The following is a 22249-nucleotide window of genomic DNA, read 5'->3' on the forward strand; positions in this document are numbered from 1 at the left end:
CGCGCAGTCACTACACTGGTCGGCGTGCCAGGCCGAATCCCCGATCGCGACATCACGGCGATCCGTGAGCAGACGCGTATCGAGGAGATCGTCGGCGACTACGTGGCGTTGCGCCGCGCCGGGGCGGACAGCCTGAAGGGGCTGTGCCCGTTCCACGACGAGAAGACACCGTCGTTCCACGTCCGTCCCAACCACGGACACTTCCACTGCTTCGGCTGCGGCGAAGGCGGCGACGTCTACAGCTTCCTGCAGAAGCAGGAACACATCACCTTCGTCGAGGCGGTCGAGCAGCTCGCCGACCGCATCGGCTATCAGATCCACTACGAGGGCGGCGGCACCGCGATCGTCCGCGATCGCGGCACCCGTGCCCGGCTGGTCGCCGCCAACGCGGCCGCCCAGAAGTTCTACGCCGAGCGGTTGCAGTCCCCCGAGGCGCAGACGGCGCGTGACTACCTCACCGAACGCGACTTCGACGCCGCCGCGGCGAGCGCCTTCGGCTGCGGCTACGCCCCGGCCGGCTGGGACACCATGACGAAAACCCTGCTGTCGCAAGGATTCGAGTTCCGCGAACTCGAGGCGGCAGGACTGTCGAAACAGGGACGCAAGGGGCCCATCGACCGGTTCCATCGACGTCTGCTGTGGCCGATCCGCAATCTCGGTGGCGACATCATCGGGTTCGGCGCCCGCAAACTGTTCGACGACGACAACCTCGGCAAGTACATGAACACGCCGGAGACCATGCTGTACAAGAAGTCTCAGGTGTTGTTCGGCCTCGACCACGCCAAGAAGAACATCGCCAAGGGCCATCAGGTGGTGATCGTCGAGGGCTACACCGACGTCATGGCGATGCACCTGGCGGGGGTGAACACCGCGGTCGCGTCGTGCGGCACCGCCTTCGGCGAGGAACACCTGGCGTTGATCCGCCGACTGATGATGGACGACTCCTACTTCCGGGGGGAGGTCATCTACACCTTCGACGGCGACGAGGCCGGACGGGCCGCGGCGCTCAAGGCCTTCGAGGGGGAGCAGAGCATCGCCGGTCAGACCTTCGTGGCGGTGGCCCCCGACGGCATGGACCCGTGCGAGCTGCGCCAGCACCACGGCGACGCGGCCGTGCGGGATCTGATCGCGCGCCGGGTGCCGATGTTCGAGTTCGCCATCAAGGCCCTGCTGGGCGGCCACGACCTCGACACCGCGGAGGGCCGCGTCCACGCCCTGCGCGAGACGGTTCCGGTCGTCGGGCGGATCAAGGACGTCGCGTTGCGCGACGAATACGCGCGTCAGCTGGCCGGCTGGGTCGGTTGGGAGGACGTGGGACAGGTGCTGTCGCGGGTGCGCGAGGAAGGCGCACGGTTCGCGCGCGCCACCGGCGCCGCCGCGGCGGCCGACGGCCGTCAGGCCACCCCGATGCGCCGGCAACGGCCGGAGGCATCGTCGGCACCCCCGACCGCCCGACCGATCCCCACCGATCCGCGGCTCTGGCCGCAGCGCGAGGCGCTCAAGGCGGCATTGCAGTACCCGGCCATCGCCGGCACCGTCTACGACTCGCTGCCGGTGCAGTGCTTCACCGAACCGGCCTACGCCACCATCCGGACCGCGATGAGCTCACTGGGCGGCACGTCGTCGGGGATGGGCGGCGCCGAATGGGTCGACGCGGTGCACAACACCGTCGACGACCCGGTGGTCGGGCCGCTGGTGACCGAACTCGCTGTGGAGTCGATGCCGGTGAGCGAGAACAACATCCCGCGCTACATCGCCAGCGTGCTGGCTCGCCTGCAGGAGGTCTGGGTGGGCTCGCAGATCGCCGACATCAAGTCACGACTGCGGCGGATGTCGCCCGGGGAGGACCCCGACGGCTACAACGCGGTGTTCGGCGATCTGGTGGCGTTGGAGGCCTACCGCCGCAGCCTGCTCGAGCAGGCCGTCGATCCCGGCGTCGACGTCGGCTGACACCAGGGTTCGGACCGGTTCAGGCGGCCGTGGGGAAACGGGTGCCGGGGCGCAGTTCCTCCGGGTACAGCGGCCGGTGTGGGTCGTCGGCGTTGTAGACGCAGCCCCCGGCATAGGTGTGTGCTCCGTTGCAGCGGTCCGGCACCGGACGTGGCCGACCCCAGATGTGGATACCGTTTGCACTCATATCGCCCTCCCTCGATGCTTCGGCGATTACCGAAAAGTATGGGGCGATACCTGTCCGTTCGGGCAGTGAGCGCGGGGTTTCAGGCGTCCGGTGGGCTGTGATTCTGCTCATACCCGGTCGGCCAGGCGTCGATGAACGCCGACGGAGTCCACTCGGGCCATTGTGTGGGAGGGGTCGGGACGCCGTTGAAGAACCGCGCCAAGACCCGGGTGCGGCGTCCTCGATTGTCGTACACCGTGGCTTGATCGGCGGCCCGGATGGCCTGCACTGCGAGCGGCCAGACCCGCTGATAGCGCTGTCGGATCTTGTCGACCGGCACCGCGTGACCTCCACCGGCGACCCGCAGCCGCACGCGTTCGACCGCGTATGCCTCGGGCACCACGACGACGTGGAGAATGACGCGGAACCCATGATCATGCGCGGCGTCGATCAGATCGAGCTTGGACGGATGCGAGAAGACCGTCTCGGCGATGAACGAACGCCCCAGTCTGATCAGGGTGGTCCGGGTGGCCGCGGCCACGTCGGCGGCCTCGTACGAGTGCGCCTCGGGATCGTCGGGCCAGCGTTGCCGGGCGATCTCATCGGCGTTGACGAACGGGGTCCCGAGGATGGGTATCAGATGTCGGTCGACCAGTGTGGTCTTGCCCGCGCCGTTGCATCCGATGACGAGATCCACACGGGGACTCACGATTCGAGGACGACCGTCGTCCCATCCGGCCGATACTCGACCATCCGGCCCTGCTCGTCGATGGCGACCGACGACAATCCCTGCGCGGCTCGCGCCTCAACGTGGTCGACCTCCGCGAGACGCTCGTCGAGCAGCGCGTCGACCTCGGCGTCGAACACGACGCCTTCCTCCTCGGTCAGGGAATCGATCGGCAAATGGCCGGCGAGGGCGGCCTCCACGCGGCGACGGGCCGTGCTCGTGCGAATCGACACGCCCTGACCCACGCGCGCCCAATGCTCGAGTTGCTGCCGGGCGGAGCGCTGCTCGCGTGCTCCCTCGGCGCCGGCCGCATTCACCAGAGCGGCGGAGAATCGGGTCACCTTGTCGGCTGTTGCTTCCGCCATCGTCAACTCCCTGGACCAGCTGTTGCAGTCTGCTACAAAGTCAACTGTAGCAGTCTGCAACAGAATCGTGCGTCCGCCGCGACATTGCCGAGCGGGTCACCTCGAGAGAGGTTACCGGCGCTAGAATTCCTCGAGTAATCCTCGCGTGGTCCGATCCGGGCTCGAGGCGGCGACAGGGGACGGTCATGTTCTCCGAAAGCGACGGCTACGACCGCTTCATGGGTCGCTGGAGTCGACGGCTCGCACCGCCGATGGTGGCATTCGCCGGCGTCGGCGAGGGCTGTGCGGTTCTCGATGTGGGGTGTGGCACCGGCGCGCTCACATTCGCGGCCGCCGAGATCGGGTCGGTGACCGTCACCGGTGTGGACCCGGCCGAGGCCTATGTGGACACTGCCCGACGGTGCGTGCGCGGGCGTTCGGTGAGTTTTGACGTGGGAAGTGCGCTATCGCTGCCGTATGCCGACGCCGCCTTCGACGCGACGTTGTCGATGCTGGTGATGAACTTCCTGGCCGACCCGGCCGCGGCCGTGCGGGAGATGATCCGCGTCACCAGGGCCAAAGGTGTTGTGGCGGCGGCAGTGTGGGACTACGGCGAGGGCATGGAAATGCTCCGGGTGTTCTGGGACGAGGCCGTCGCGGTGATCCCCGCCGCCGCATCCCGGGACGAACGAGCCATGCCGCTGTGTCGCTCCGGCGAACTGGGCGAACTCTGGCGTGCGGAGGGGCTGAGCGAGGTCGAGGAGCGCGCGCTGACGATCGATCTCGACTTCGGATCGTTCGACGACTACTGGGAACCGTTCACATTCGGTCAGGGACCGGCCGGCTCCTTCGTGGCGTCGTTGTCCGAACCCGAACGGCGTGCCCTGCAAGCGCGGTTGCGTGACCGCTTGCTGGTTGGCGGTCCGGACCATTCCTTCGCGCTCCGAGCGCGTGCCTGGGCAGTGCGCGGCGTCGTCGCTCCCTGAGTCGCCCCCGTCGAGCGTGCGCGCGATCCCGTCCACCGTGCGCAGTTTGGCGCCGATCGTGCGCACGGTGGACGGGGAACTGCGCACGGTCGACGGAGTGGGTGAGTGGGGCGGGTGGGGCTCGAACCCACGACCAGCGGATTATGAGTCCGCGGCTCTAACCGACTGAGCTACCGCCCCCTGATGGACAACGCATGTCCGCGGGTGCACATTACCGCACCGGCACAGGCGTTCGAATGGGCGGCGCCTGCATTCGCGCCGCTACACTGCAGGGAAATCAGACGTCGACGAGGGTGAGGAGCGCATGACCGGGGCCGACGGGGAGAGTGGGGACCGTGATCTCCCGGAAAGCCTCGTGGATGTCGCCGGTCGTCGCATTCGGGACTCGATTCTCTCCGGCGGCCTGAAGCCGGGGGAGAAGATCATCGAGGAGAACCTGTGCGCGGACCTGGGCATCAGTCGCGCCCCGGTGCGTGAGGCGTTGCGACTGCTTGCCCAGCAAGGTCTCGTCGAACACCAGCCGCGGCGGGGTACCCGCGTGGCCGATTGGTCGCCGCAGGACATCATCCAGTTGTTCGGCCTGCGGCAGGTTCTCGAACGCTATGCCATCGAGTCGGCGCTGCCGCTGTCGGACCCCGCCGTGCAGCTGGCTCCCGTGCGCGCCGCCGTCGAGGAGATGAAGAAGGCGACCGACGACCTCGGCAAGGATGACGCGCATCGCCGTTTCCACGCGGCCGTCGTCGGACTCGCGGGCAATCGCCAGCTGGACATCACCCTGGCGCCGATCCTGCTCAAGCTCCAGTTGCCGATGGCGGTGAACCTGCGCACCGAGACGGCCGATCACCACGGCCCCGACGATGGGGTCAAGCGGCATCTCGCGATCCTCGAGGCGTTGGAGACCAATGACCCGGTCGCCGCGGTCGCCGCGATGCGCGATCACGGACACCTGCAGTACCTCGATCTCGCGGTCGCTCCCGACGGAGGTGTGTCGGCGCCGGCCGGGGGTAGTGAGCGCTAACACAACCGACACATAGTTGATCCGCAGGCGCCATAATTCTGTCGACAATCGACGGTATGGACTTTGTGATTCGGACGGAATCCGGACCTTCGATCGGCCCGTCGGTGGCCGAGATCCTCGAGAGTCATGTGAGCGGAAGCGGGTCGCCGACGCGGACCGCGCGGTCGGTCGCCGACGCCATCGAGGCGCGCGGCGACGACGGGACGTGGTTGTCCACGGTGCCGCGCGAGCAACTGCTGGCGGCGGCGGCCGAACTCGAAAGCCGGCCGGGTGCGCGTGGACTACCGCTCTACGGGGTCCCGTTCGGCGTGAAGGACAGCATCGATGTCGCCGGCGTGCCGACCACGCTGTCGTGTCCGGACTATGCCTACATCGCCGAGCACACCGCGCCGGCCGTGCAGCGGTTGCTCGATGCTGGTGCACTCTATGTGGGCAAGACCAATCTCGACCAGTTCGCCACCGGATTGAACGGCACCCGTACCCCGTACACGATCCCGCGCAGCGTCTACGGCAACGAGATGATCTCGGGCGGTTCGAGTTCCGGATCGGCGCTCGCCGTCGCCCTGGGTCAGGTGCCGTTCGCGGTCGCCACCGACACCGCGGGATCGGGCCGGGTGCCGGCCGCCCTGAACGGTGTCGTCGGCTACAAGCCGTCGCGCGGCCTGATCAGCACCGTCGGGCTGGTCCCCGCATGCAAGTCGCTGGACTGCATCACGATGATGGCCGGGTGCATCGATGACGTCGACCGGGTGATGGCCGTGATGGCCGGTCGCGACGACGACGACCCGTGGTCGCGGTCGCCGGGTCCGGCCTTCGCCGGCGGACCGGTCCGGGTGGGGCTGCCGCCGGTGGCCGAACTCGAGTTCTTCGGCGACGATGCGATGCGGGCGGCCCACCTCGCGTTCCGGAACCGACTGGCGCACGGCGGCTTTCCGGTCGACGTCGAGTTCCACGAGGTGTCGATGGCCCCGTTCTTCGCCGCCGGAGAACTGCTCTACGCCGGCCCCTGGGTCGCCGAACGTCTGGTCGTGTTCGGCGAGTTCCTCGCAGAACACCCGGACTCCATCCATCCGGTGGTGCGGGAGATCCTGCGCAGCGGCGAGAAGTACTCCGCCGTCGACGCCTTCGCCGCGCTGCAGGCGCTGCAGGAGTTGCGCGCCGAGGTCGGGCGCCTGTGGCGTGACATGGATGTGCTGGTGGTCCCGACGATCGGCCGGACGTTCACCGTCGACGAGGTTTTCCACCAACCGATCGAGGCCAACACGATGCTGGGCCACTACACGCATTTCGGGAACCTCCTCGACCTGCTCGGTGTCGCCGTGCCGCAGGGCCACACCGCCGATGGCCGCCCACACAGCGCGATGTTTCTGGGCAACGCGCTGTCCGACGACACCGTGCTGCAACTTGCCGCGGCGCTGCTCGACGAGCCGCGTGCATCCGCAGCGGCCGAAACCTCCGACCTGCACTCAGAAAGGCTCGTACCGTGACCGATCCGGTGAGCATTCCAGCTCTGCCCGAACCCATCGCGCTCGATCTCGCCCGCACGGCGCTCGTCATCATCGACATGCAACGGGACTTCCTGCTGCCCGGCGGGTTCGGGGAGACGCTGGGCAACGACGTCAGCCAGCTGCAGCGTGTGGTGAAGCCGCTCGCCGGGCTGCTGGCGGCGGCCCGTGACGCGGGGATGCTGGTGATCCACACCCGTGAGGGTCATCTTCCCGACCTCTCGGACTGTCCGCCGGCCAAGCTCAATCGCGGTGCGCCGTCGAAACGCATCGGCGACCCCGGCGCCTTCGGACGCATCCTGATCCGGGGCGAGTACGGGCACGACATCATCGATGAACTCGCCCCCGCCGACGGTGAGATCGTCATCGACAAGCCGGGCAAGGGTGCGTTCTACGCGACCGATCTCGCAAAGGTGTTGGCCGACAACGAGATCACTCAGCTCCTCGTCACCGGTGTCACGACGGAGGTCTGCGTGCACACCACCACCCGGGAGGCCAACGACCGGGGCTACGAGTGCGTCGTCGTATCCGACTGTGTCGGTTCCTACTTCCCCGAGTTCCAACGGGTGGGTCTGGAGATGATCGCCGCGCAGGGCGGCATCTTCGGCTGGACCGCCCCGAGCGGTGAGGTGATCGCCGCAATCTCTCGACACGCGGCAGCGTCGCCGTCCTCCGCATTGTCCTGATGATCTGCCACTTGATTTGCTGCCGAAAGGAACTCGCACATCATGAGCACTACCACCGAGCCCGCGCCGCCCACTGATCCAACCTCCTCGCCCGGTCCCACCACCGTGGCGTGGTGGACGCGCGGAGACACCAATGCGTTCTTCGGTCTGGGCTTCAACATCCTGGTCAACGTTCTCACCCTGACCGGTCTGATGATCGCCGTGGTCAACATCCCGGCCGGCGACGTCCTGGGAACCGTGCTGCCCGCGCTCGGAGTCGCGCTGATCCTCGGAAACGTCTACTACACCTTCCTCGCCCGCCGGCTGGCCAAACGCGAGGGCCGCAGCGACGTGACGGCGTTGCCGTACGGACCGAGCGTGCCGCACATGTTCATCGTCGTGTTCGTCGTGATGCTGCCGGTCTACCTGCAGTCCAACGACGCGATGCAGGCCTGGGAAGCCGGTCTGGCCTGGGCGTTCATGATCGGCGTGATCGTGATGATCGGAGCGTTCGTCGGCCCGTACGTCCGCAAACTCACCCCGCGGGCGGCCATGCTGGGCACCCTGGCCGGCATCTCCCTGACCTTCATCTCGATGCGGCCGGCCGCCCAGATGTGGGAGGTGGCGTGGATCGGCCTGCCGGTGCTCGCCATCATCCTCATCGGCTTCTTCACCGACGTGCGGTTGCCGGGCAACATCCCGGTGGGGCTGGCCGCGTTGCTGGTCGGTACCGCGATCGGCTGGATCGGCGGTTACATGTCGGTACCGGACCTGACCAACGCAGTCTCCGACATCGCTGTCGGCATCCCCGATCTGCGCGTCGACATGCTGCTGTCCGGTCTCGGAAACCTCGCACCGCTGCTCGGCACGGCGATCCCGCTCGGCGTCTACAACTTCACCGAGGCGATGAGCAACGTGGAGAGCGCCGCGGCGGCCGGCGACAACTACAACCTGCGCAGTGTGTTGCTCGCCGACGGTGCCGGCGCCTGCATCGGCGCCGGATTCGGTTCGCCGTTCCCGCCGGCCGTCTACATCGGTCACCCGGGCTGGAAGGACGCCGGCGGTCGCGCCAGCTACTCGCTGGCCAGCGGCGTGGTGATCGGGATCCTGTGCTTCATCGGGCTGTTCGGCGTGCTCGACGCTCTGCTGCCGGTTCCCGCGATCGTGCCGATCCTGCTCTATATCGGTCTGCTCATCGGTGCACAGGCCTTCCAGGCGGTGCCGAGACTACATGCGGTGGCGGTGGTCGCGGCCATTCTGCCGAACCTTGCGCAGTGGGCGTCGGGGATGGTCGACAACGCGCTCAGTGCCGCCGGCACCACGGCCGGTGAGGTCGGCAACGACGCTCTCAACGGCGCAGGCGTCGTCTACGACGGACTGCAGACCCTCGGTGAGGGCGCCGTCCTGGTCGGTCTGGTGCTGGGCACCATCGTGACGTTCATCCTGGAGAAGAAGTTCCACTTCGCGGCGATCGCGTGCGGGGTCGGCGCGGTGCTCTCGTTCATCGGACTCATCCACGCGCCCGAGGTGCAATGGGCGGCCAACCCCGAGGTGGCGCTCGGCTACCTTCTCTTCGGCATCGTGTGCCTGGGCTACTGGTTCCTGCCGGGGGCGCGCACGCCGGTCACCGTCGACGAGGCGGACATCGTCGCCGGTCACTGAGGTAGCGCACCATGCGCTCGGACGCACCGGAGGACGAACGTACAGGCGTTTTGTTCTCCGGTGCGTCCATGCGCTAGAGTCACAACTCGGTTCGAGCGCATTCCCCCATAGCTCAATTGGCAGAGCATTCGACTGTTAATCGAACGGTTACTGGTTCGAGTCCAGTTGGGGGAGCAACACAAGCCCCCGTCACCTGCGCACGCAGGCGGACGGGGGCTTTCTGTGTTTCTGCTTTCGGTGTTCTGCCGTGGCCGGACCCGGTCACGCTCGACTCGCGGTGAGGTCGACGATCACGCCGGTGGGAGACCAGCGCAGCATGCCGTGCTCGAAGGTCTGCATGATGTTGTCGGTTCCCTCGACGGGACGTTCATCCGACGTCGGAAGGCCGAGCGACCCGGTTTCCCAACCCATCGCGGCATAGCGCATGCCGATCTTGCCGTGGACCAGGAATCCGGCACCGGCCCACCGTTCGGCACGAACAGCACACCGCCTTCGAAGGCCTGGTTGGCCCCCACGCGAACACCTGATGACGCAGGATCGGGAACCCGCATTCGCCCGACTCCCATCCGCGCGCCGTATACGCCTCGAAAAGGCCGCCGTGCGGGATGGCGTAGGCGGCGTTCGCCCCGTTGCGCCAGTAGATGTGGCCGTTGGTGAACGCGACCCACGCGCCGACCAGTCGGCCGTCCCGGATGATCTGGTTCTCGCCCCGGGTGATCCGGGTGCCGATCCAGCCGGCGGCGACCCGCGCCTCGGCGTCGATGAGGTTCGGCACCGGGTGTACGAAGGTGCGGCACCGTCGGAGGAACTCGGTCATCGGGAACCCGACGCCGTCGATGTCACCGGGGTCGTGGTGGTCACCGCCGCGGACACCGAAATCCTTGTGCCCGCACACGCCTTTCGGCAGAACGGGCCAGCCGCTGCGGCCGTTGTCGCCGGCGTACTCGAGCGGGAACCCGAACTGCCGCGAAGCGGCGGCCATCGCACGCGCCCCGCGCCACAGCATCGCGTCCTCGTCGAGTCCGTCGGACGCATCCCTCGACAGCCACCAGGCGAGCGACCACGCGGCGAACGACCCGGCGAAGCACAGGTGGAAGGCGATCCCGTTGGCGGCGGCGGCCGCCCACGGTGCCTCGGTCACCGGGACGTTGAGCACCGTATGGGCGTCGTCGACCTCGATGTTGTACGAGACGTTCGCACTGTTGCAGTAGCGGGCGAGTGCGATCGCGTCGCCGGTGCCGCCCTCCTGGGTGTGGACCACACCGTAGTCGGTGCGCCGGCGGACCCCGTCGGAGTTCCCGGTGCCGATCGTGTCCGGGCGGTAGCCGAAAATGGTGTTGGTGATGCCGTAGTCGACCATGGCCCCTCCTTGTGATCGAGGTGACAGTTTGCTTAAAAGACGGTGGACGTGGTGAGGCGCTCGTAGAGTGCCTCGGCGTCGCCGAACCGCGTGTCGTAGCGGTGGGGGTGGGCCGATCGCTGCACGGCCTGCGCATACCAACCGGGCGGATGCGCCGACGAGTTGTAGTCCAGCTGCACCAGTTGCGCGTAGAACAGCCGCGCCGCGGTGGCCGGATCCATCAGGTCGATGCCGTCGCCGCGGCCCCACCACTGTGGCTGCTGCTGAAACAGTCCGACACTCTTGCCATCCGAGCCGATCGCGTCGTAGGGCACCGTGAGGCTCCCCGGCACCGCACGGTTCGCGTAGTTCCGGATGTTCGTCTCCACCAGCGTCGTCGCCAGTGCGATCATGATGCCGCGCGACGTGACACCCATGCCGCGGCCGACGGCGATGATGATACGCGCGTAGTCGTCAGCGGACATACCTCCACGATCCTCCGATTCCGGTGACTGGGTGTTGGGTGTGCGACGGCCCGCCGCGTTCCGCGGAACGCACATGCGAGCACGCCATTCGATCGTCATATCCCGGACTGTCGCCTCACTCGCAGGCGACGCCGTCGTTGTCCCCGTCCAGACCCGGTCGGTAGCCGGGTTCCCCGACATGGAGCGGGGCGACTCCGGCGGCTCGGGCCGCCGAGCAGTTCGCGTAGTAGACGCCGCCATCACCGGTGTCCGGTTCGGTGGTCGTGATGGCCGGCGGCGCGGTGTCCTCCGGTGTCGACGTCGGTTGGTCGGCTGTCGTCGAGTCGACGGGGACGCCGCCGCACGCGGTGAGGATGCGGGTCATGGCGTCCTTTTCGGCCGGTGTCACCCACAAGCGATACAGGGCCTTCACCCCGATCTGGCGGGAGACATAGGTGCAGCGATAGGACCTGTTCGGCGGCAGCCAGGTCGCGGCGTCGCCGTCGCCCTTCTGCTGGTTCACCGATCCGTCGACGGCCTGCAGGTTGCGCGGGTCGTTGGCGAAGTTGCGGCGCTCGTCGACACCGAGCTGCTGGGCGCCCTTCTGCCAGGCGTCGGACAGGGCCACCAGGTGGTCGATCTGGACCGCCGCCGAGGTGTCCTCACCGCGGACGAAGGCGATGGTCGTGTCGGTGTAGGGATCCTGCAGGGTGCCGGAGAGCACCACGCACCCGTTGGAACCTGGTTTGAGTTCGATCGAGGTGAGGTCGCGACGAAGGATGTCGTTGCGGGTGTCGCAGCCGTTGTGGCCACCGTCGACGGTGACGTCGTCGGACCACGCCTGCCCGAACTGGTCACGCGAATACCCCGTCTTGGGTGCGCGCCCCTTCACCGCCAGGGTCGCCAGCTTCGCGAGCGCGGCGTTCGCGTCGCCCGGAGCCGGCTGCGTCGCCGAGGCGGTCGTGAACGGGGTCTTCGAGGTTGTCGTCGACGGCGACCCGGTCGTGCTCGTCGTCGACGGGGCCGCCGCCGCATCGTCGTCGGTGTCCGACCCGAGTGCGATGAGACCCAGCAGACCGGCCAGGGTCGCAACGGCGACGACGACGATCACCCAGGTCGTGCGCGAGATCCTCGGGTTCGCGCTCACGATGGGATGTCCGCGATCGCGCTGTCCATCGGGTGTCCGCGTCAGTGGATGTCGAGCCGCTCGAAGGCGACCAGGGACAGCGCCGCAAGGACCAGACCCAAGATGGCCAACGCCGCGAAGTCCGCGGCGCTGACACCGTCGACGAGTTGGTTGGCGCCCACCGCCCAGTAGAACGGGGACAGCCACCGGATGGTGTGCACCGCGTTGATGACCGGGGCCAGTGAGGAGATCAGGTAGGCCGCCGCGGCGACGCCGCTCGCGATTCCCAAGGCCAGTCCTCGGTGTCCGGTGAGCGCACCGACCAGAAGCGCGACGGCGCCGAAGTCGAAGGCCAGCAGCGTCAGCGCCACCGTCACCCCCACCAGGGCACCCCAGTTCGGCGTCAGTTGGAAACTCGGTCCGGCGAAACACACGACCAGCGACGCCACCGGCACCACCGTCGCCACCAGGGTCAGCACCACGACCTTGTGCCCGAGAATCACGCGTCGTGTGATGGGCTGCGTGGCGATCAGCCCGAGCTCACCGTCGGCGTCCTGCCCGGCGATGGCCGCGGCACCGTAGCCGATGGTCAGCAGCAGGGCGAGGAGCGGCCCGAAGTTGGCGTACATGTTGGCGCTCAGCCATCCCTCGGGTGAGGTGATCGATCCGCTGATACCGAACATCGCCGACATCGACGGGTTGTTCTCGATCATGGAGTTGATCGACGAGTCGTTCTTGAACGAGGGGTACATCGCCACGATGATGAACAGATAGGCGGCGGCGCCGACCGCGGTGCCGATCAGCATCCGGCGACGCAGCCGCAGGTCGAGGCGTTCGAGGTCGAAGGTCATCGCGCCGTTCCTTCGCTGCCGCCATCGGTTCCGGCGCGCTGGAGGTCCTCACCCTCATAGAGGCGCAGGAAAAGCTCGTCGAGTTCGGCGGGTCGGGCGGTGATCGAGACCGGTTCCAGCGCGGCGATCGCGGTCAATGCCGGTGCGACCGAACCGGTGTGGATCAGCGAGACATGTCGGGGCGTGGACGTTCGGATCGTCACCCCGGGTATCTGGGAGAGCGCGGACACGTCCACGTCGTGGTCGAAATCGAGTTCAATGCTTCCCGGAGCGGTCGCGCGCAAAGCATCGATGGTGTCGTCGACGACGATCCGTCCGGTCCTGATGATCACCACGCGGTGCGCGAGTCGTGCGACCTCGGCGAGGTCATGCGAGGACAGCAGGACGGTGCGGCCTTCGCCGACCGCCTCATGCATCATGGTCGCAAACGTGTCCTGCAACAGGGGATCGAGACCCGAGGTGGGTTCGTCGAGCACCAGCAGCCGCGGTTTGTGCATCAGCGCCGACACGATCCCCAGCTTCTGCTTGTTGCCCTTCGACAGTGTGTGGATCGGTGCGTCGAGTTCCACGCCGAGTCGGTCGACGAGTTCATCGCGTTGGGTCATGTCGCGCAGGCCGCGCATGTGGGCGAATCGCGCCAGGATGTCGGCACCGGTGAGCATCTCGGGAAAATGCAGTTCCCCCGGCAGGTATCCGACATCACGCAGGCGTTCGGCGTTCCTGGAGGATGCGTCGAGTCCGAACATGTGCGCCCGGCCCTTGTTCGGGCGGTAGAGACCCATCAGACACCGGATGGTCGTCGACTTGCCGGCACCGTTGGGACCGAGGAAGCCGCACACCTCACCCTCGTCGACGGTCATCGAGACGTCCATGACGCCGCGCTCGGGTGCAAAGGTCTTGGTGAGGTTCTCGATCAGGATCGGCGGCGCCGTCATCTCGTTGCTCCGTTTCGTGCGAGGTGCTCCCCACATGCACGGTAGACGCCCGGCGTCGGCCGAGTGCGGCACGGATCGCCGGATGTTCGGCAATCGCGACGCCGAAATCAGGCAGACGCGACAATTCTGAGAAGTCACTGAGAAAATTGACGCGGCCTCTTAAACTGGGGGCGCCTCGCGGTCGCCGGCGGGGCACCGGCAACATCGTTGGGAGCACGATGAACCGTCATCCCGGATCTGTCCGTCTAATGCTCGTCCGAGCGGCGCTCGTTCTCGCGGCGTCGCTGCTGACCGTGACCTTCTGGCCGGCCGCACCACCGGCATCGGCGGCGAGCATCGAGTCGCTCGCCCAGCGATATACGACGACGTTCTATCCGCTGTGGTTGACCCAGACCCAGTTCGATGTTGCGCCGCACAACCGGTTGATCGGGCCGGACACGATCTCTCCGCTGTATCAGGGAGTCGTGGCGATCAACGACGACACCCTCTATGGCAGTTCGCCCGTCGACACCTCTGCTGGGCCGGTCATGGTGACGGTGCCGCGAACACCGGTGAGCTATTCGGTGCTGCTGCTCGACGCCTACGGCAACGTTTATCCATCGGCCATCCCCTCGAAGCAGGCCGGGGTGGCGACGCCGACGACGCTGTACGCACTGACCGCGCCGGGCTATCGCGGTCCGGTCCCGGCCCGCGCGACGCGGGTCTCGCTGCCGCATCCGTTCATGATCCTCATTTTCCGTGCCGACCGATTCAGTAAGAACGTCGACCAGACGGCGCAGGCCGCGGTGTTCCGACAGTCCCTGCTGATGCAGACCTACAGCGCTTGGCAGGCCAACCCGGCCGGCGGAGCGACCGCGGTGCGATCCGTGGCGGAGTTCGCCCTGCCGGTCAAGACGATGGCCGACACGCTCGTGAACACCGCGCCGGTGGTGTTCCTCCAGCAACTGCAGCGGGCAGTCGGCAACAGCAGCCGCGTACCGCCGTTGAGCAGGGCCGACCGCGCCCTGTCCGACGCCTTCAACCGCGTGTTCGCCGGGGGTGGGGATCCGGCGGTGTGGCCGGCCGTGTCCGCGGGGGCGCGGGCGGCGCATGGCGCGTTGATCGCGAACTACCAGAACCACCGTGATCGCAACAACTGGATCCACTTCACCAACATGGGCAAGTGGGGCACCAACGTCCTCGACCGGGCCTCGCTCAACGAGTACATCCAGTTCGGCAACGGGATCTCGACCGCGGCCTACTACCACACGTTCCGCGACGGGACGGGGGCACCGTTGGACGGAGCCAACACGTATGTGCTCACCTTCCCGAAGAGCCAGATCCCCAAGGCATCCCGGTTCTGGTCGCTGACCGCGTACACGCCGAACGCGATCGAGATGATCCCCAACCCGATCAACAAGTACCTCGTCGCCGGTTACACACCCGGACTTCGGTACAACCCGAACGGCTCACTGTCGATCTACATTTCGCGGGTGAAGCCACCCGGCGTGCCCGAGGCGAATTGGTTGCCGGTGGGATTCCGGCCGTTCAACGTGATGCTGCGGTTCTACGGGGTGATCCCGGGCAGTTCCGTCGCCAACAACACCTATGTGCCACCGCCGGTGTGGCGGCGCTGAACTCGCACCGCATCCGACATCGGCCGGCGTCGATCAGCGCCGGTCGGTGTCGTCGGTCTCCTCGGGCGTGTCCCAGATTCCCGCGTTCTCGAGATGACGCATCAGTCGGGACGCGCCATCGGTGAACTGCCGGCGGGTCTGCTCCACGATCTCGGCGCGATCGCCCGCCCGATATGCGGCGATCAGCCTGGAGTGGCTGTCGATTGCGACCTCACCCCACTCGGGGTCGGTCGCGTAGAGCTGAGCGGGGGTGTATCGGGTGGCGCTCAGCAGGAACCACGAGAGTTTCCCGCTCGCGGCGATCAGGTTGTGCAGTCGGTGGAACTCGAACTCGGCGTCGGCGACCTTTGCCCCGTCTCCTGAGGCGAGCGAGGCCCGCAGTCGTTCATTGCACGACTCGAGTTCGTTGAGTTGGTGCGCGGTGATCGCGTCGGCGGTGCGCAGGGCGAGCTTCACGGCGATCTCGCCTTGCAGCCAGAACAGATCCTCGACATCGGTTCGGCTCATATCGGCGACGACGTACCCGCGGTGCGGGGCGAGGTTCACCATGCCCTCGCCACGCAGTGTCAACAATGCCTCACGTACCGGGGTGACGCTCACGCCGAGGATCTCCGCCGTCTCATCCATCCGGATGTGTTCTCCGGGGCGGATGGCCGCGGTCATGATCTGCTCGCGCAGATGCGCCGCCACCTCTTCGGAAAGCTGCGGCCGGCGCCGGAGCCGACGGTCGGGGCGTGCGGCGGGTCGCGCCGACGATGTCGCACTGCTACTCATCTGTGTCACCGTAAACGTTGAAGTGGTTGCGTCGGGCCCGTGCCATGCGGTTGGCCCGAGTGCGAGGACGGATGGTCCTCTCAAAATATATCTGATATGACATGCGGTGATCGTCGGCGTGTGGGCAATCGCTACATTGGTCGCATGCCCAAGACCCCGCGCTCGTCCGGATCGGCGCCGTCGGTCGACGACGATGCGGTCAAGCAGACCGTCGTCGCGGCGCCGGCGGACCACTCCGACGTGACACCACTTGATGGTGACCGATTCCTCGAGGTCAACCGAACCAACCGGGAGAAGTTCCGGGAGGAGGCCGAGCGCCGGGACGAACGGGAGGCGTCGCGTCGTGAACCGAAGGCCGGGCGGACGCGTCGTCGAATCCGGGTGTCTGCTCGCCGCTCGACCATTCTGCTGGCCGTGCTGTCGGCGCTGGTCGTGGTGCTCGCGACCACGACCGCCTACTTCGCCTACGCCGCCGCACAGGCCGGCAACAGGGCCGACGCGGCCGGGCCGTCGGAAACCACCCGCCAGGAAGTGATGGATCTCGGCCGGCAGTACGCGGCGCAGCTCGCGACCTACGACTCGGCCGACTACGCCGACCTCGATCGCCGCATCCGGGAAATCTCCACCCCGGAATTCGCCAAGCGCTACATCCAGTCCTCACAGGACGCGCGCCGCGGAAACACGGCCGCACGAGGGGTGTCGAAGGCGGAATCCAACGAGGCGGGCCTGCAGTCCATCTCCGACACCAAGGCGGTCGTGCTGGCCACCCTCGACCAGACGGTCACCGCCCCGGACGTGAGTGATCAACTGCCCCAGGGGATTCCCTACCAGTCCCGGGTCAAGGTGACCCTCGAGCAGCGCGACGGGCAGTGGCTACTCGCCGACTTCGACACCGTCTGACCCACCTTCGTCGGACGTGCCGTCGGTGCCGGTCAACAACCGGATGCAGAGCGCGCAGATGTGATCCGCCGACGGCTTGCGCGGTAGGCGGGTCAGGTCGATGGCGACGTTGAGCGCGGCCTGGACCAGGAATCGGGACCGCGCCGCCGAGAGATCGGGCCGGTCGCGACTGACCCAGGCCGCCCACTCCTCGATGTTGATGCGCTGCTGGTTGCGCAGTGCGGTGCGTTGCCGCGGCGCGACGCTGCCGATCTCGGAGACGTAGACACTGATCAGATCGTTGTTTGTGAGATAGAGATCCACGTAGCGGGTGACCAGTCCGACGACGACCTCGCGCGGCGTGGTCGACGACGACAACGCGTCGGCGATCATCGCGGTCACCCGATCCGACGCCCGCCAGAACGCGGCCTGCAGAATCGCGGCCTTGCTCTCGAAATGTCGGTAGACACCGGACGCGGGCAGGTCCGCGGCACGGGCGATGTCATCGATGGTGACATCGTGGAATCCGTGGGCGGCGAACAGTCGGATCGATTCGGCGAGCAGGAGTTCGCGTTTGGAAGTGGGGGCCAGCCCGGTCAACGGAGCGGTATGCGGTGCGCGGCCCTCGGGGGGCAGCTCGACGGTGGCCAGTGACAGGGCGGCGTGGGTGATCAACTCGCCGATCTGGCGGGTGGGCAGTGCGGTCCGGTGCGTTGCCGGGCTCGCGACCACGCTGGTCATCGCCGCGGCGATGAGGTCCGCCTCGTCGCGATCGAGCGTCGGGCGCATGCCCTGCAGATCAGCCCGAATCCGTCGGTGCTGCGCCACGACGATGTCGCGGACGTACCGGGCATCGTCGGGCTTCAGGAAGGCGTCCTCCCAGTGGTACAGACTGCCGCTGCGCCGATTCTCGATCGCGGCATCGGTCAGGGCGGCCAACAGCCCGCGTAGTTCCGTTGCGGGATGCGCGGTGTCGGCGGGAACCGCGTTCGTGGCATCGGCCAGCGCGTCGGCGAGGGTGCGGGTCGTCTCCGCGAAGAGTGCGTACTTGTTGGGGAAGTGGCGGTAGAGCGCTGGGGCGGAGATGCCCACGTCGGCGGCGATGTCGTCGAGTCGGACCGCGTGAAATCCGTTCGCGCTGAACGCCCGGGCCGCCGACTGCAGGATCTGCTCGCGGCGGTCGCGAGGGCGACGACGGGGCGCGGTTCGGGCGCTCGTCGTCGGCGGGGCGGGCGGGTGCGCGCTCATGGCAAGTGAGCGTAGTCGGAGATCGAATTCACAGTGATCATTTCGGCTGATGTGGATAAATACGCAGGACAAGGGGATCTTTCGCGATGATAAGTTAACAGGTATTCTCGTGATCTGGGTCGCACTGTGGTAATTGTGTGGTCACCGAGACCGCTCGATGAGCGAGCCAGAACTTCGGGAAGAGAGGGCGAAACTGCGATGGGTGTCGACGTGGACGGGGATGAGATCCGGGTCGGAGTAGATGACCGAGGGGTGGCCCGTATCGAAATCCACCGTCCGCATCGAATGAACGCGCTCAACGGCGCGGCCAGTGCAGGCATCATGGCGGCCTGCAACGAGCTGTCGGACCGGGATGACGTTCGCGCCGTGGTCATCGACGGTATGGGCGGCAACTTCAGCACCGGCGCCGACGTCGTCGACGTCTTCCAGGGCGGGCAGGGCAGCGGCGGTGGGATGGACCCGACCCGGGCGCGCGGGATCATCTCGGGTGGATCTGAATTGGTGCGCGCGGTCCGCCGCGTGGGCGTACCGGTGATTGCGGCCGTCGACGGTGCGGCGGCCGGTGTCGGCGCGTCGTTGGCTTTCGTCGCCGACCTGATCTACGCGACCGAGCGGTCCTACTTCTTGCTCCCGTTCGTCAACATCGGTCTCATGCCCGACGGTGGCGCCACGATGTCGGTGGCCGCATCGATCGGTCGGGCACGGGCCAACGCGATGGCGCTACTGGGTGAGAAGTTGCCGGCCGCAGAGGCTTTCGACGCCGGGCTCGTCACCAAGGTGGTCGCCGATCGCACCGCTCTCGACGCGGTCGTGGAACAGGTGACCGACAAACTCGCCCAGTCGTCGCCGAGCGCGTTGCGGATCACCAAGGCCGCACTCGACGCGCACACCATGTCCGACTTCGAGGCCGCGCTCGGGCATGAACTCGACGGCCAGACCGAACTGCTGCAATCGGCCGAGTTCCAGGCGGCGATCGCTGCCTTCGTCGGCGCCAAGCGCTGACGCACATACGTAACGCACATCGTGACCGCGCAGGTCACAAAGACAGGAGGGGCCCTATGACCGCAACCATCAATCCGAGCAGCGATCTGACCACCGAACCGCTACGTTCTCGGCGCAACCACTGGAACAACCAGGTGCGTCGTCACGCCTTCATGACGCCGGACAAGCCCGCACTGAAGTTCCTCGGTCAGGTCACCACGTGGAAAGAACTCGACGAGCGAACCCAGGCCTTCGCGGCGGCTCTGCATCGTCGGGGCGTCAAGTTCGGTGACCGGGTCCTGATGGTTCTGCTCAACCGCAGCGAGTACGTCGAGGCGGTGCTCGGTGCGAACCTCATCGGCGCCATCCCGGTGCCCGTGAACATCCGGATGAGCCCGGCCGAGATCTCGTTCCTGGTCACCGACAGCGGCGCCCGGACGATCGTCACCGAGACGATGCTCGCCCCGCTCGCCGACGCCGTCAGATCATCCACCGGCGCGATCGACAACACGATCGTCGTCGGCGACACCACCAACGAGTCTCACCTCCGCTACGAGGACCTGATCGCCGAGGGCTCGGTGGACCTTCCGGAGGTCGACGTCCCCGAGGAGAGCGTCGCCCTCATCATGTACACCTCGGGCACCACCGGAAAGCCCAAGGGCGCCATGCTGACCCACACCAACCTGCAGGCGCAGGCGGTCACCTGTCTACAGGCCCTGCAGACCAGCCGCGACGAGATCGGCGCGTGCGTGGCACCGATGTTCCACATCGCGGGCCTCGGCGCCATGACCCCGCTGTTCTACATGGGTGCACTCTCGGTGATCCATCCGCTCGGCGCCTTCGACCCCGACGACATGCTCGACATCCTGGAGCAGGAGGGCACCACGTCGATCTTCCTGGTTCCGGCCCAGTGGCAGGCGGTCTGTGCTGCCCAGCAGGCGCGCCCGCGTGACCTGAAGCTGCGGGTGATCAGCTGGGGTGCGGCCCCGGCATCCGACACCGTGCTGCGGGCGATGAACGAAACCTTCCCGGAAGCCATCAATGTCGCAGTCTTCGGGCAGACCGAGATGTCGCCGATCACCTGCGTGCTCGAGGGCAAGGACGCGCTGCGCAAGCTCGGTTCGATCGGCAAGGTGGTGCCGTGTGTGACCGCGCGCGTCGTCGACCCGGAGATGAACGACGTCAAGCCCGGGGAGGTGGGCGAGATCGTCTATCGCGGCCCGAACATGATGAAGGGCTACTGGCAGAACGCGCAGGGCACCGCCGATGCCTTCCACGGTGGCTGGTTCCACTCCGGTGACCTCGTGCGCCAGGACGAGGAGGGGTTCCTCTACGTCGTCGACCGCGCCAAGGACATGATCATCTCCGGTGGGGAGAACATCTATTGCGCCGAGGTCGAGAACGCCTTGTTCGGCCACGCGAAGATCGCCGAAGCCGCGATCATCGGCCGGGCCCACGAGAAGTGGGGGGAGGTGCCGGTCGCCGTCGTCGTGCTCGCTTCGGGTGTCGACGACCTCACCCTCGAAGAGCTCGAGTCCTACCTGAACGAGAACCTCGCTCGTTTCAAGCATCCGAAGGACCTCGTGATCGTCGAGGAGCTGCCCCGTAACGCGGGTGGCAAGGTCGTCAAGCCGACCCTGCGTTCGGCCTACGGCAGCAAGGACGCGGGTCTCGCGCACTGATCCGCGTATATCTCGAAATACGGCGTGTACACGTTCCGCGTGTGCACGCCGTTTTTCGTTGCCGGTCATGCTGTGACACGACTGAGAACCAACTAGAACACGTTCCATTTCTGCGCGAAAGTGACTAGGGTCTCATCCAGGTATCGAGCGTCTGTGGGGGATCGATCCGTCCGATGACGCGTCCAATACGAGCGGAGGATGTCATGAAGACCAAGGGTGCGTTGCTGCGGGAGATCAACACGCCGTGGCAGATCGAGGAGATCGAGATCGGCGATCCCAAGGCCCACGAGATCAAGATCAGGATGGAAGCGGCCGGCATGTGCCACTCCGATCACCATCTCGTGACCGGTGGTATCCCGATGGCGGGTTTCCCCATCCTCGGCGGTCACGAGGGTGCCGGCGTCGTGGAACAGATCGGTGAGGGTGTCACGGATTTCGAGGTCGGCGACCATGTCGTGTTGTCGTTCATCCCGTCATGCGGCAAGTGCCCGTCGTGCAGGGCGGGCCTGGCGAACCTGTGCGACTTCGGAGCCATGCTCTTGCAGGGGGAGGCGGTCTCGGACAACACTTTCCGCATCCACACGGCGAAGGGCGAACCGGTCTACCCGATGACCCTGCTCGGCACGTTCGCGCCGTACATGGTCGTGCACGAGGCCTCGGCGGTGAAGATCGACGAGTCGATCCCCTTCGAGGTCGCCGCCCTTGTCGGCTGTGGTGTGCCGACCGGGTACGGGTCGTCGACCCGTAGCGGCAACGTCCGGCCCGGGGAGGACGTCGCCATCGTCGGTGTCGGCGGCGTGGGTACCGCAGCCCTACAGGGTGCGGTGATCTCGGGTGCGCGCAACGTCTTCGCCATCGATCCGGTCGAGTGGAAGCGTGAGCAGGCCATGAAGTTCGGCGCCACCCACGCGTTCGCCTCGGTCGAGGAGGCGGCGATGTCGATTGCGGAGATCACGCAGGGGCACATGTGTCACAAGGTGATCGTCACCGTCGGCGAGGTGCACGGCCGTGACGTCGATTCCTGGATGGGGATCACCGCCAAGGCCGGAACGTGCGTGCTGACCGGTATGGGCAACATGATGGAGACCGAGGTCACCCTCAACCTCGCGATGCTCACGCTGTTGCAGAAGAACCTGCAGGGCACCATCTTCGGTGGCGCCAACCCCAAGCTCGACATCCCGCAGCTCCTGTCGATGTACAAGATGGGAAAACTGAACATCGACGACATGATCACCCGCCAGTACCGGCTCGACCAGGTCAACGAGGGCTACCGGGACATGCTCGAGGGCCGCAACATCCGCGGTGTGATCCGGCTACGACCGACGACGATC

Annotated in this window: 22 protein-coding genes and 2 tRNA genes; 12 read left to right on the top strand and 12 right to left on the bottom strand. The window is 66.9% G+C overall.

Features of this window, described 5'->3' with window-relative positions; genetic code table 11:
* Nucleotides 1-24: 24 nt before the first annotated feature.
* Nucleotides 25-1950: a DNA primase gene (gene dnaG / locus GORHZ_RS10155; protein ID WP_006332667.1), complete on the top strand. Its 1926-nt coding sequence runs from the start codon at nt 25-27 to the stop codon at nt 1948-1950.
* Nucleotides 1951-1969: 19 nt separating this feature from the next.
* Here the strand turns inward: dnaG and GORHZ_RS31240 are convergent, their stop codons facing one another.
* From GORHZ_RS31240 to GORHZ_RS10165, 3 genes are all read right to left on the bottom strand, one after another.
* The gene (locus GORHZ_RS31240; protein WP_169330665.1) at nt 1970-2137 is read right to left on the bottom strand and encodes a hypothetical protein; all 168 of its coding nucleotides are present in this window, start codon (nt 2135-2137) and stop codon (nt 1970-1972) included.
* Between the two features lie 79 nt (nt 2138-2216).
* Entirely contained in the window at nt 2217-2825 is a 609-nt protein-coding gene (locus GORHZ_RS10160; RefSeq protein WP_006332668.1) for an ATPase, read from the bottom strand.
* Nucleotides 2822-3208, bottom strand: coding sequence for a TA system antitoxin ParD family protein (locus tag GORHZ_RS10165; protein ID WP_006332669.1), 387 nt, complete (start codon nt 3206-3208; stop codon nt 2822-2824). Before GORHZ_RS10165 ends, GORHZ_RS10160 begins: the two co-directional genes overlap by 4 nt.
* A 185-nt stretch (nt 3209-3393) precedes the next feature.
* Between GORHZ_RS10165 and GORHZ_RS10170 the strand changes: the two genes are divergently transcribed.
* Nucleotides 3394-4173: a class I SAM-dependent methyltransferase gene (locus tag GORHZ_RS10170; RefSeq protein ID WP_006332670.1), complete on the top strand. Its 780-nt coding sequence runs from the start codon at nt 3394-3396 to the stop codon at nt 4171-4173.
* A gap of 106 nt (nt 4174-4279) precedes the next feature.
* On the opposite strand, the gene GORHZ_RS10175 is transcribed toward GORHZ_RS10170, so the two are convergent.
* A tRNA-Ile gene (locus GORHZ_RS10175) sits at nt 4280-4353 on the bottom strand.
* A gap of 124 nt (nt 4354-4477) precedes the next feature.
* On the opposite strand from GORHZ_RS10175, the gene GORHZ_RS10180 reads away from it, so the two are divergent.
* From GORHZ_RS10180 to GORHZ_RS10200, 5 genes are all read left to right on the top strand, one after another.
* On the top strand, nt 4478-5191 hold the full coding sequence (locus GORHZ_RS10180; RefSeq protein WP_006332671.1) for a GntR family transcriptional regulator: 714 nt from the start codon (nt 4478-4480) through the stop codon (nt 5189-5191).
* Nucleotides 5192-5247: 56 nt separating this feature from the next.
* Complete coding sequence (locus tag GORHZ_RS10185) at nt 5248-6678, top strand: allophanate hydrolase (RefSeq protein WP_006332672.1); 1431 nt, start codon at nt 5248-5250, stop codon at nt 6676-6678.
* Nucleotides 6675-7382 carry a cysteine hydrolase family protein gene (locus GORHZ_RS10190; protein ID WP_006332673.1) on the top strand — a complete coding sequence of 236 codons (708 nt, stop codon included), beginning with the start codon at nt 6675-6677 and terminating at the stop codon, nt 7380-7382. Before GORHZ_RS10185 ends, GORHZ_RS10190 begins: the two co-directional genes overlap by 4 nt.
* A gap of 42 nt (nt 7383-7424) precedes the next feature.
* A complete protein-coding gene (locus GORHZ_RS10195) occupies nt 7425-9023 on the top strand; it encodes a SulP family inorganic anion transporter (RefSeq protein ID WP_006332680.1) in 1599 nt (532 codons plus the stop codon).
* 101 nt (nt 9024-9124) lie between these two features.
* A tRNA-Asn gene (locus tag GORHZ_RS10200) sits at nt 9125-9197 on the top strand.
* Between the two features lie 87 nt (nt 9198-9284).
* Here GORHZ_RS10200 and GORHZ_RS30800 read toward each other — a convergent pair.
* From GORHZ_RS30800 to GORHZ_RS10225, 6 genes are all read right to left on the bottom strand, one after another.
* Complete coding sequence (locus GORHZ_RS30800; protein ID WP_006332682.1) at nt 9285-9449, bottom strand: LGFP repeat-containing protein; 165 nt, start codon at nt 9447-9449, stop codon at nt 9285-9287.
* Nucleotides 9391-10383, bottom strand: coding sequence for a hypothetical protein (locus GORHZ_RS29490; protein WP_006332684.1), 993 nt, complete (start codon nt 10381-10383; stop codon nt 9391-9393). Before GORHZ_RS29490 ends, GORHZ_RS30800 begins: the two co-directional genes overlap by 59 nt.
* Before the next feature lie 32 nt (nt 10384-10415).
* Nucleotides 10416-10847, bottom strand: coding sequence for a hypothetical protein (locus tag GORHZ_RS10210; RefSeq protein ID WP_006332686.1), 432 nt, complete (start codon nt 10845-10847; stop codon nt 10416-10418).
* 115 nt (nt 10848-10962) lie between these two features.
* Entirely contained in the window at nt 10963-11973 is a 1011-nt protein-coding gene (locus GORHZ_RS10215; protein WP_245551391.1) for a GmrSD restriction endonuclease domain-containing protein, read from the bottom strand.
* 41 nt (nt 11974-12014) lie between these two features.
* Nucleotides 12015-12803, bottom strand: a complete 789-nt coding sequence (locus GORHZ_RS10220; RefSeq protein ID WP_006332690.1) for an ABC transporter permease subunit — start codon at nt 12801-12803, stop codon at nt 12015-12017.
* On the bottom strand, nt 12800-13738 hold the full coding sequence (locus GORHZ_RS10225) for an ABC transporter ATP-binding protein (protein ID WP_006332692.1): 939 nt from the start codon (nt 13736-13738) through the stop codon (nt 12800-12802). The genes GORHZ_RS10220 and GORHZ_RS10225 overlap by 4 nt, the downstream gene beginning before the upstream one ends.
* A gap of 218 nt (nt 13739-13956) precedes the next feature.
* On the opposite strand from GORHZ_RS10225, the gene GORHZ_RS10230 reads away from it, so the two are divergent.
* The gene (locus GORHZ_RS10230; protein ID WP_083877251.1) at nt 13957-15354 is read left to right on the top strand and encodes a DUF1214 domain-containing protein; all 1398 of its coding nucleotides are present in this window, start codon (nt 13957-13959) and stop codon (nt 15352-15354) included.
* 33 nt (nt 15355-15387) lie between these two features.
* Here GORHZ_RS10230 and GORHZ_RS10235 read toward each other — a convergent pair whose 3' ends face one another.
* Nucleotides 15388-16128: a GntR family transcriptional regulator gene (locus GORHZ_RS10235; protein WP_083877252.1), complete on the bottom strand. Its 741-nt coding sequence runs from the start codon at nt 16126-16128 to the stop codon at nt 15388-15390.
* A gap of 144 nt (nt 16129-16272) precedes the next feature.
* On the opposite strand from GORHZ_RS10235, the gene GORHZ_RS10240 reads away from it, so the two are divergent.
* Complete coding sequence (locus tag GORHZ_RS10240; RefSeq protein ID WP_006332698.1) at nt 16273-17028, top strand: Rv1363c family protein; 756 nt, start codon at nt 16273-16275, stop codon at nt 17026-17028.
* Here the strand turns inward: GORHZ_RS10240 and GORHZ_RS10245 are convergent.
* Complete coding sequence (locus GORHZ_RS10245; protein WP_006332700.1) at nt 17002-18255, bottom strand: TetR/AcrR family transcriptional regulator; 1254 nt, start codon at nt 18253-18255, stop codon at nt 17002-17004. The genes GORHZ_RS10240 and GORHZ_RS10245 overlap by 27 nt on opposite strands.
* A 198-nt stretch (nt 18256-18453) precedes the next feature.
* Here GORHZ_RS10245 and GORHZ_RS10250 point away from each other — a divergent pair, with 198 nt between their 5' ends.
* The 3 genes from GORHZ_RS10250 to GORHZ_RS10260 all read left to right on the top strand — a co-directional run.
* A complete protein-coding gene (locus GORHZ_RS10250) occupies nt 18454-19257 on the top strand; it encodes an enoyl-CoA hydratase-related protein (RefSeq protein ID WP_051998824.1) in 804 nt (267 codons plus the stop codon).
* Nucleotides 19258-19313: 56 nt separating this feature from the next.
* Nucleotides 19314-20918: a fatty-acid--CoA ligase FadD5 gene (fadD5, locus tag GORHZ_RS10255; protein ID WP_006332708.1), complete on the top strand. Its 1605-nt coding sequence runs from the start codon at nt 19314-19316 to the stop codon at nt 20916-20918.
* 203 nt (nt 20919-21121) lie between these two features.
* Nucleotides 21122-22249: NDMA-dependent alcohol dehydrogenase (locus GORHZ_RS10260; protein WP_006332709.1), on the top strand; the 1128-nt coding region annotated here is incomplete at its 3' end.

It is taken from the genome of Gordonia rhizosphera NBRC 16068, from assembly GCF_000298195.1.
GTDB classification, from domain to species: domain Bacteria; phylum Actinomycetota; class Actinomycetes; order Mycobacteriales; family Mycobacteriaceae; genus Gordonia; species Gordonia rhizosphera.

What these genes read in the sequence shown, in the direction of transcription:
- GORHZ_RS31240 (WP_169330665.1), bottom strand. Translation starts at nt 2,137, where the DNA reads ATGAGTGCAAACGGTATCCACATCTGGGGTCGGCCACGTCCGGTGCCG.
- GORHZ_RS10165 (WP_006332669.1), bottom strand. Translation starts at nt 3,208, where the DNA reads ATGGCGGAAGCAACAGCCGACAAGGTGACCCGATTCTCCGCCGCTCTG.
- GORHZ_RS10170 (WP_006332670.1), top strand. Translation starts at nt 3,394, where the DNA reads ATGTTCTCCGAAAGCGACGGCTACGACCGCTTCATGGGTCGCTGGAGT.
- GORHZ_RS10180 (WP_006332671.1), top strand. Translation starts at nt 4,478, where the DNA reads ATGACCGGGGCCGACGGGGAGAGTGGGGACCGTGATCTCCCGGAAAGC.
- GORHZ_RS10185 (WP_006332672.1), top strand. Translation starts at nt 5,248, where the DNA reads ATGGACTTTGTGATTCGGACGGAATCCGGACCTTCGATCGGCCCGTCG.
- GORHZ_RS10195 (WP_006332680.1), top strand. Translation starts at nt 7,425, where the DNA reads ATGAGCACTACCACCGAGCCCGCGCCGCCCACTGATCCAACCTCCTCG.
- GORHZ_RS30800 (WP_006332682.1), bottom strand. Translation starts at nt 9,449, where the DNA reads ATGCGCTATGCCGCGATGGGTTGGGAAACCGGGTCGCTCGGCCTTCCG.
- GORHZ_RS29490 (WP_006332684.1), bottom strand. Translation starts at nt 10,383, where the DNA reads ATGGTCGACTACGGCATCACCAACACCATTTTCGGCTACCGCCCGGAC.
- GORHZ_RS10210 (WP_006332686.1), bottom strand. Translation starts at nt 10,847, where the DNA reads ATGTCCGCTGACGACTACGCGCGTATCATCATCGCCGTCGGCCGCGGC.
- GORHZ_RS10220 (WP_006332690.1), bottom strand. Translation starts at nt 12,803, where the DNA reads ATGACCTTCGACCTCGAACGCCTCGACCTGCGGCTGCGTCGCCGGATG.
- GORHZ_RS10225 (WP_006332692.1), bottom strand. Translation starts at nt 13,738, where the DNA reads ATGACGGCGCCGCCGATCCTGATCGAGAACCTCACCAAGACCTTTGCA.
- GORHZ_RS10230 (WP_083877251.1), top strand. Translation starts at nt 13,957, where the DNA reads ATGAACCGTCATCCCGGATCTGTCCGTCTAATGCTCGTCCGAGCGGCG.
- GORHZ_RS10235 (WP_083877252.1), bottom strand. Translation starts at nt 16,128, where the DNA reads ATGAGTAGCAGTGCGACATCGTCGGCGCGACCCGCCGCACGCCCCGAC.
- GORHZ_RS10240 (WP_006332698.1), top strand. Translation starts at nt 16,273, where the DNA reads ATGCCCAAGACCCCGCGCTCGTCCGGATCGGCGCCGTCGGTCGACGAC.
- GORHZ_RS10245 (WP_006332700.1), bottom strand. Translation starts at nt 18,255, where the DNA reads ATGAGCGCGCACCCGCCCGCCCCGCCGACGACGAGCGCCCGAACCGCG.
- GORHZ_RS10250 (WP_051998824.1), top strand. Translation starts at nt 18,454, where the DNA reads ATGGGTGTCGACGTGGACGGGGATGAGATCCGGGTCGGAGTAGATGAC.
- fadD5 (WP_006332708.1), top strand. Translation starts at nt 19,314, where the DNA reads ATGACCGCAACCATCAATCCGAGCAGCGATCTGACCACCGAACCGCTA.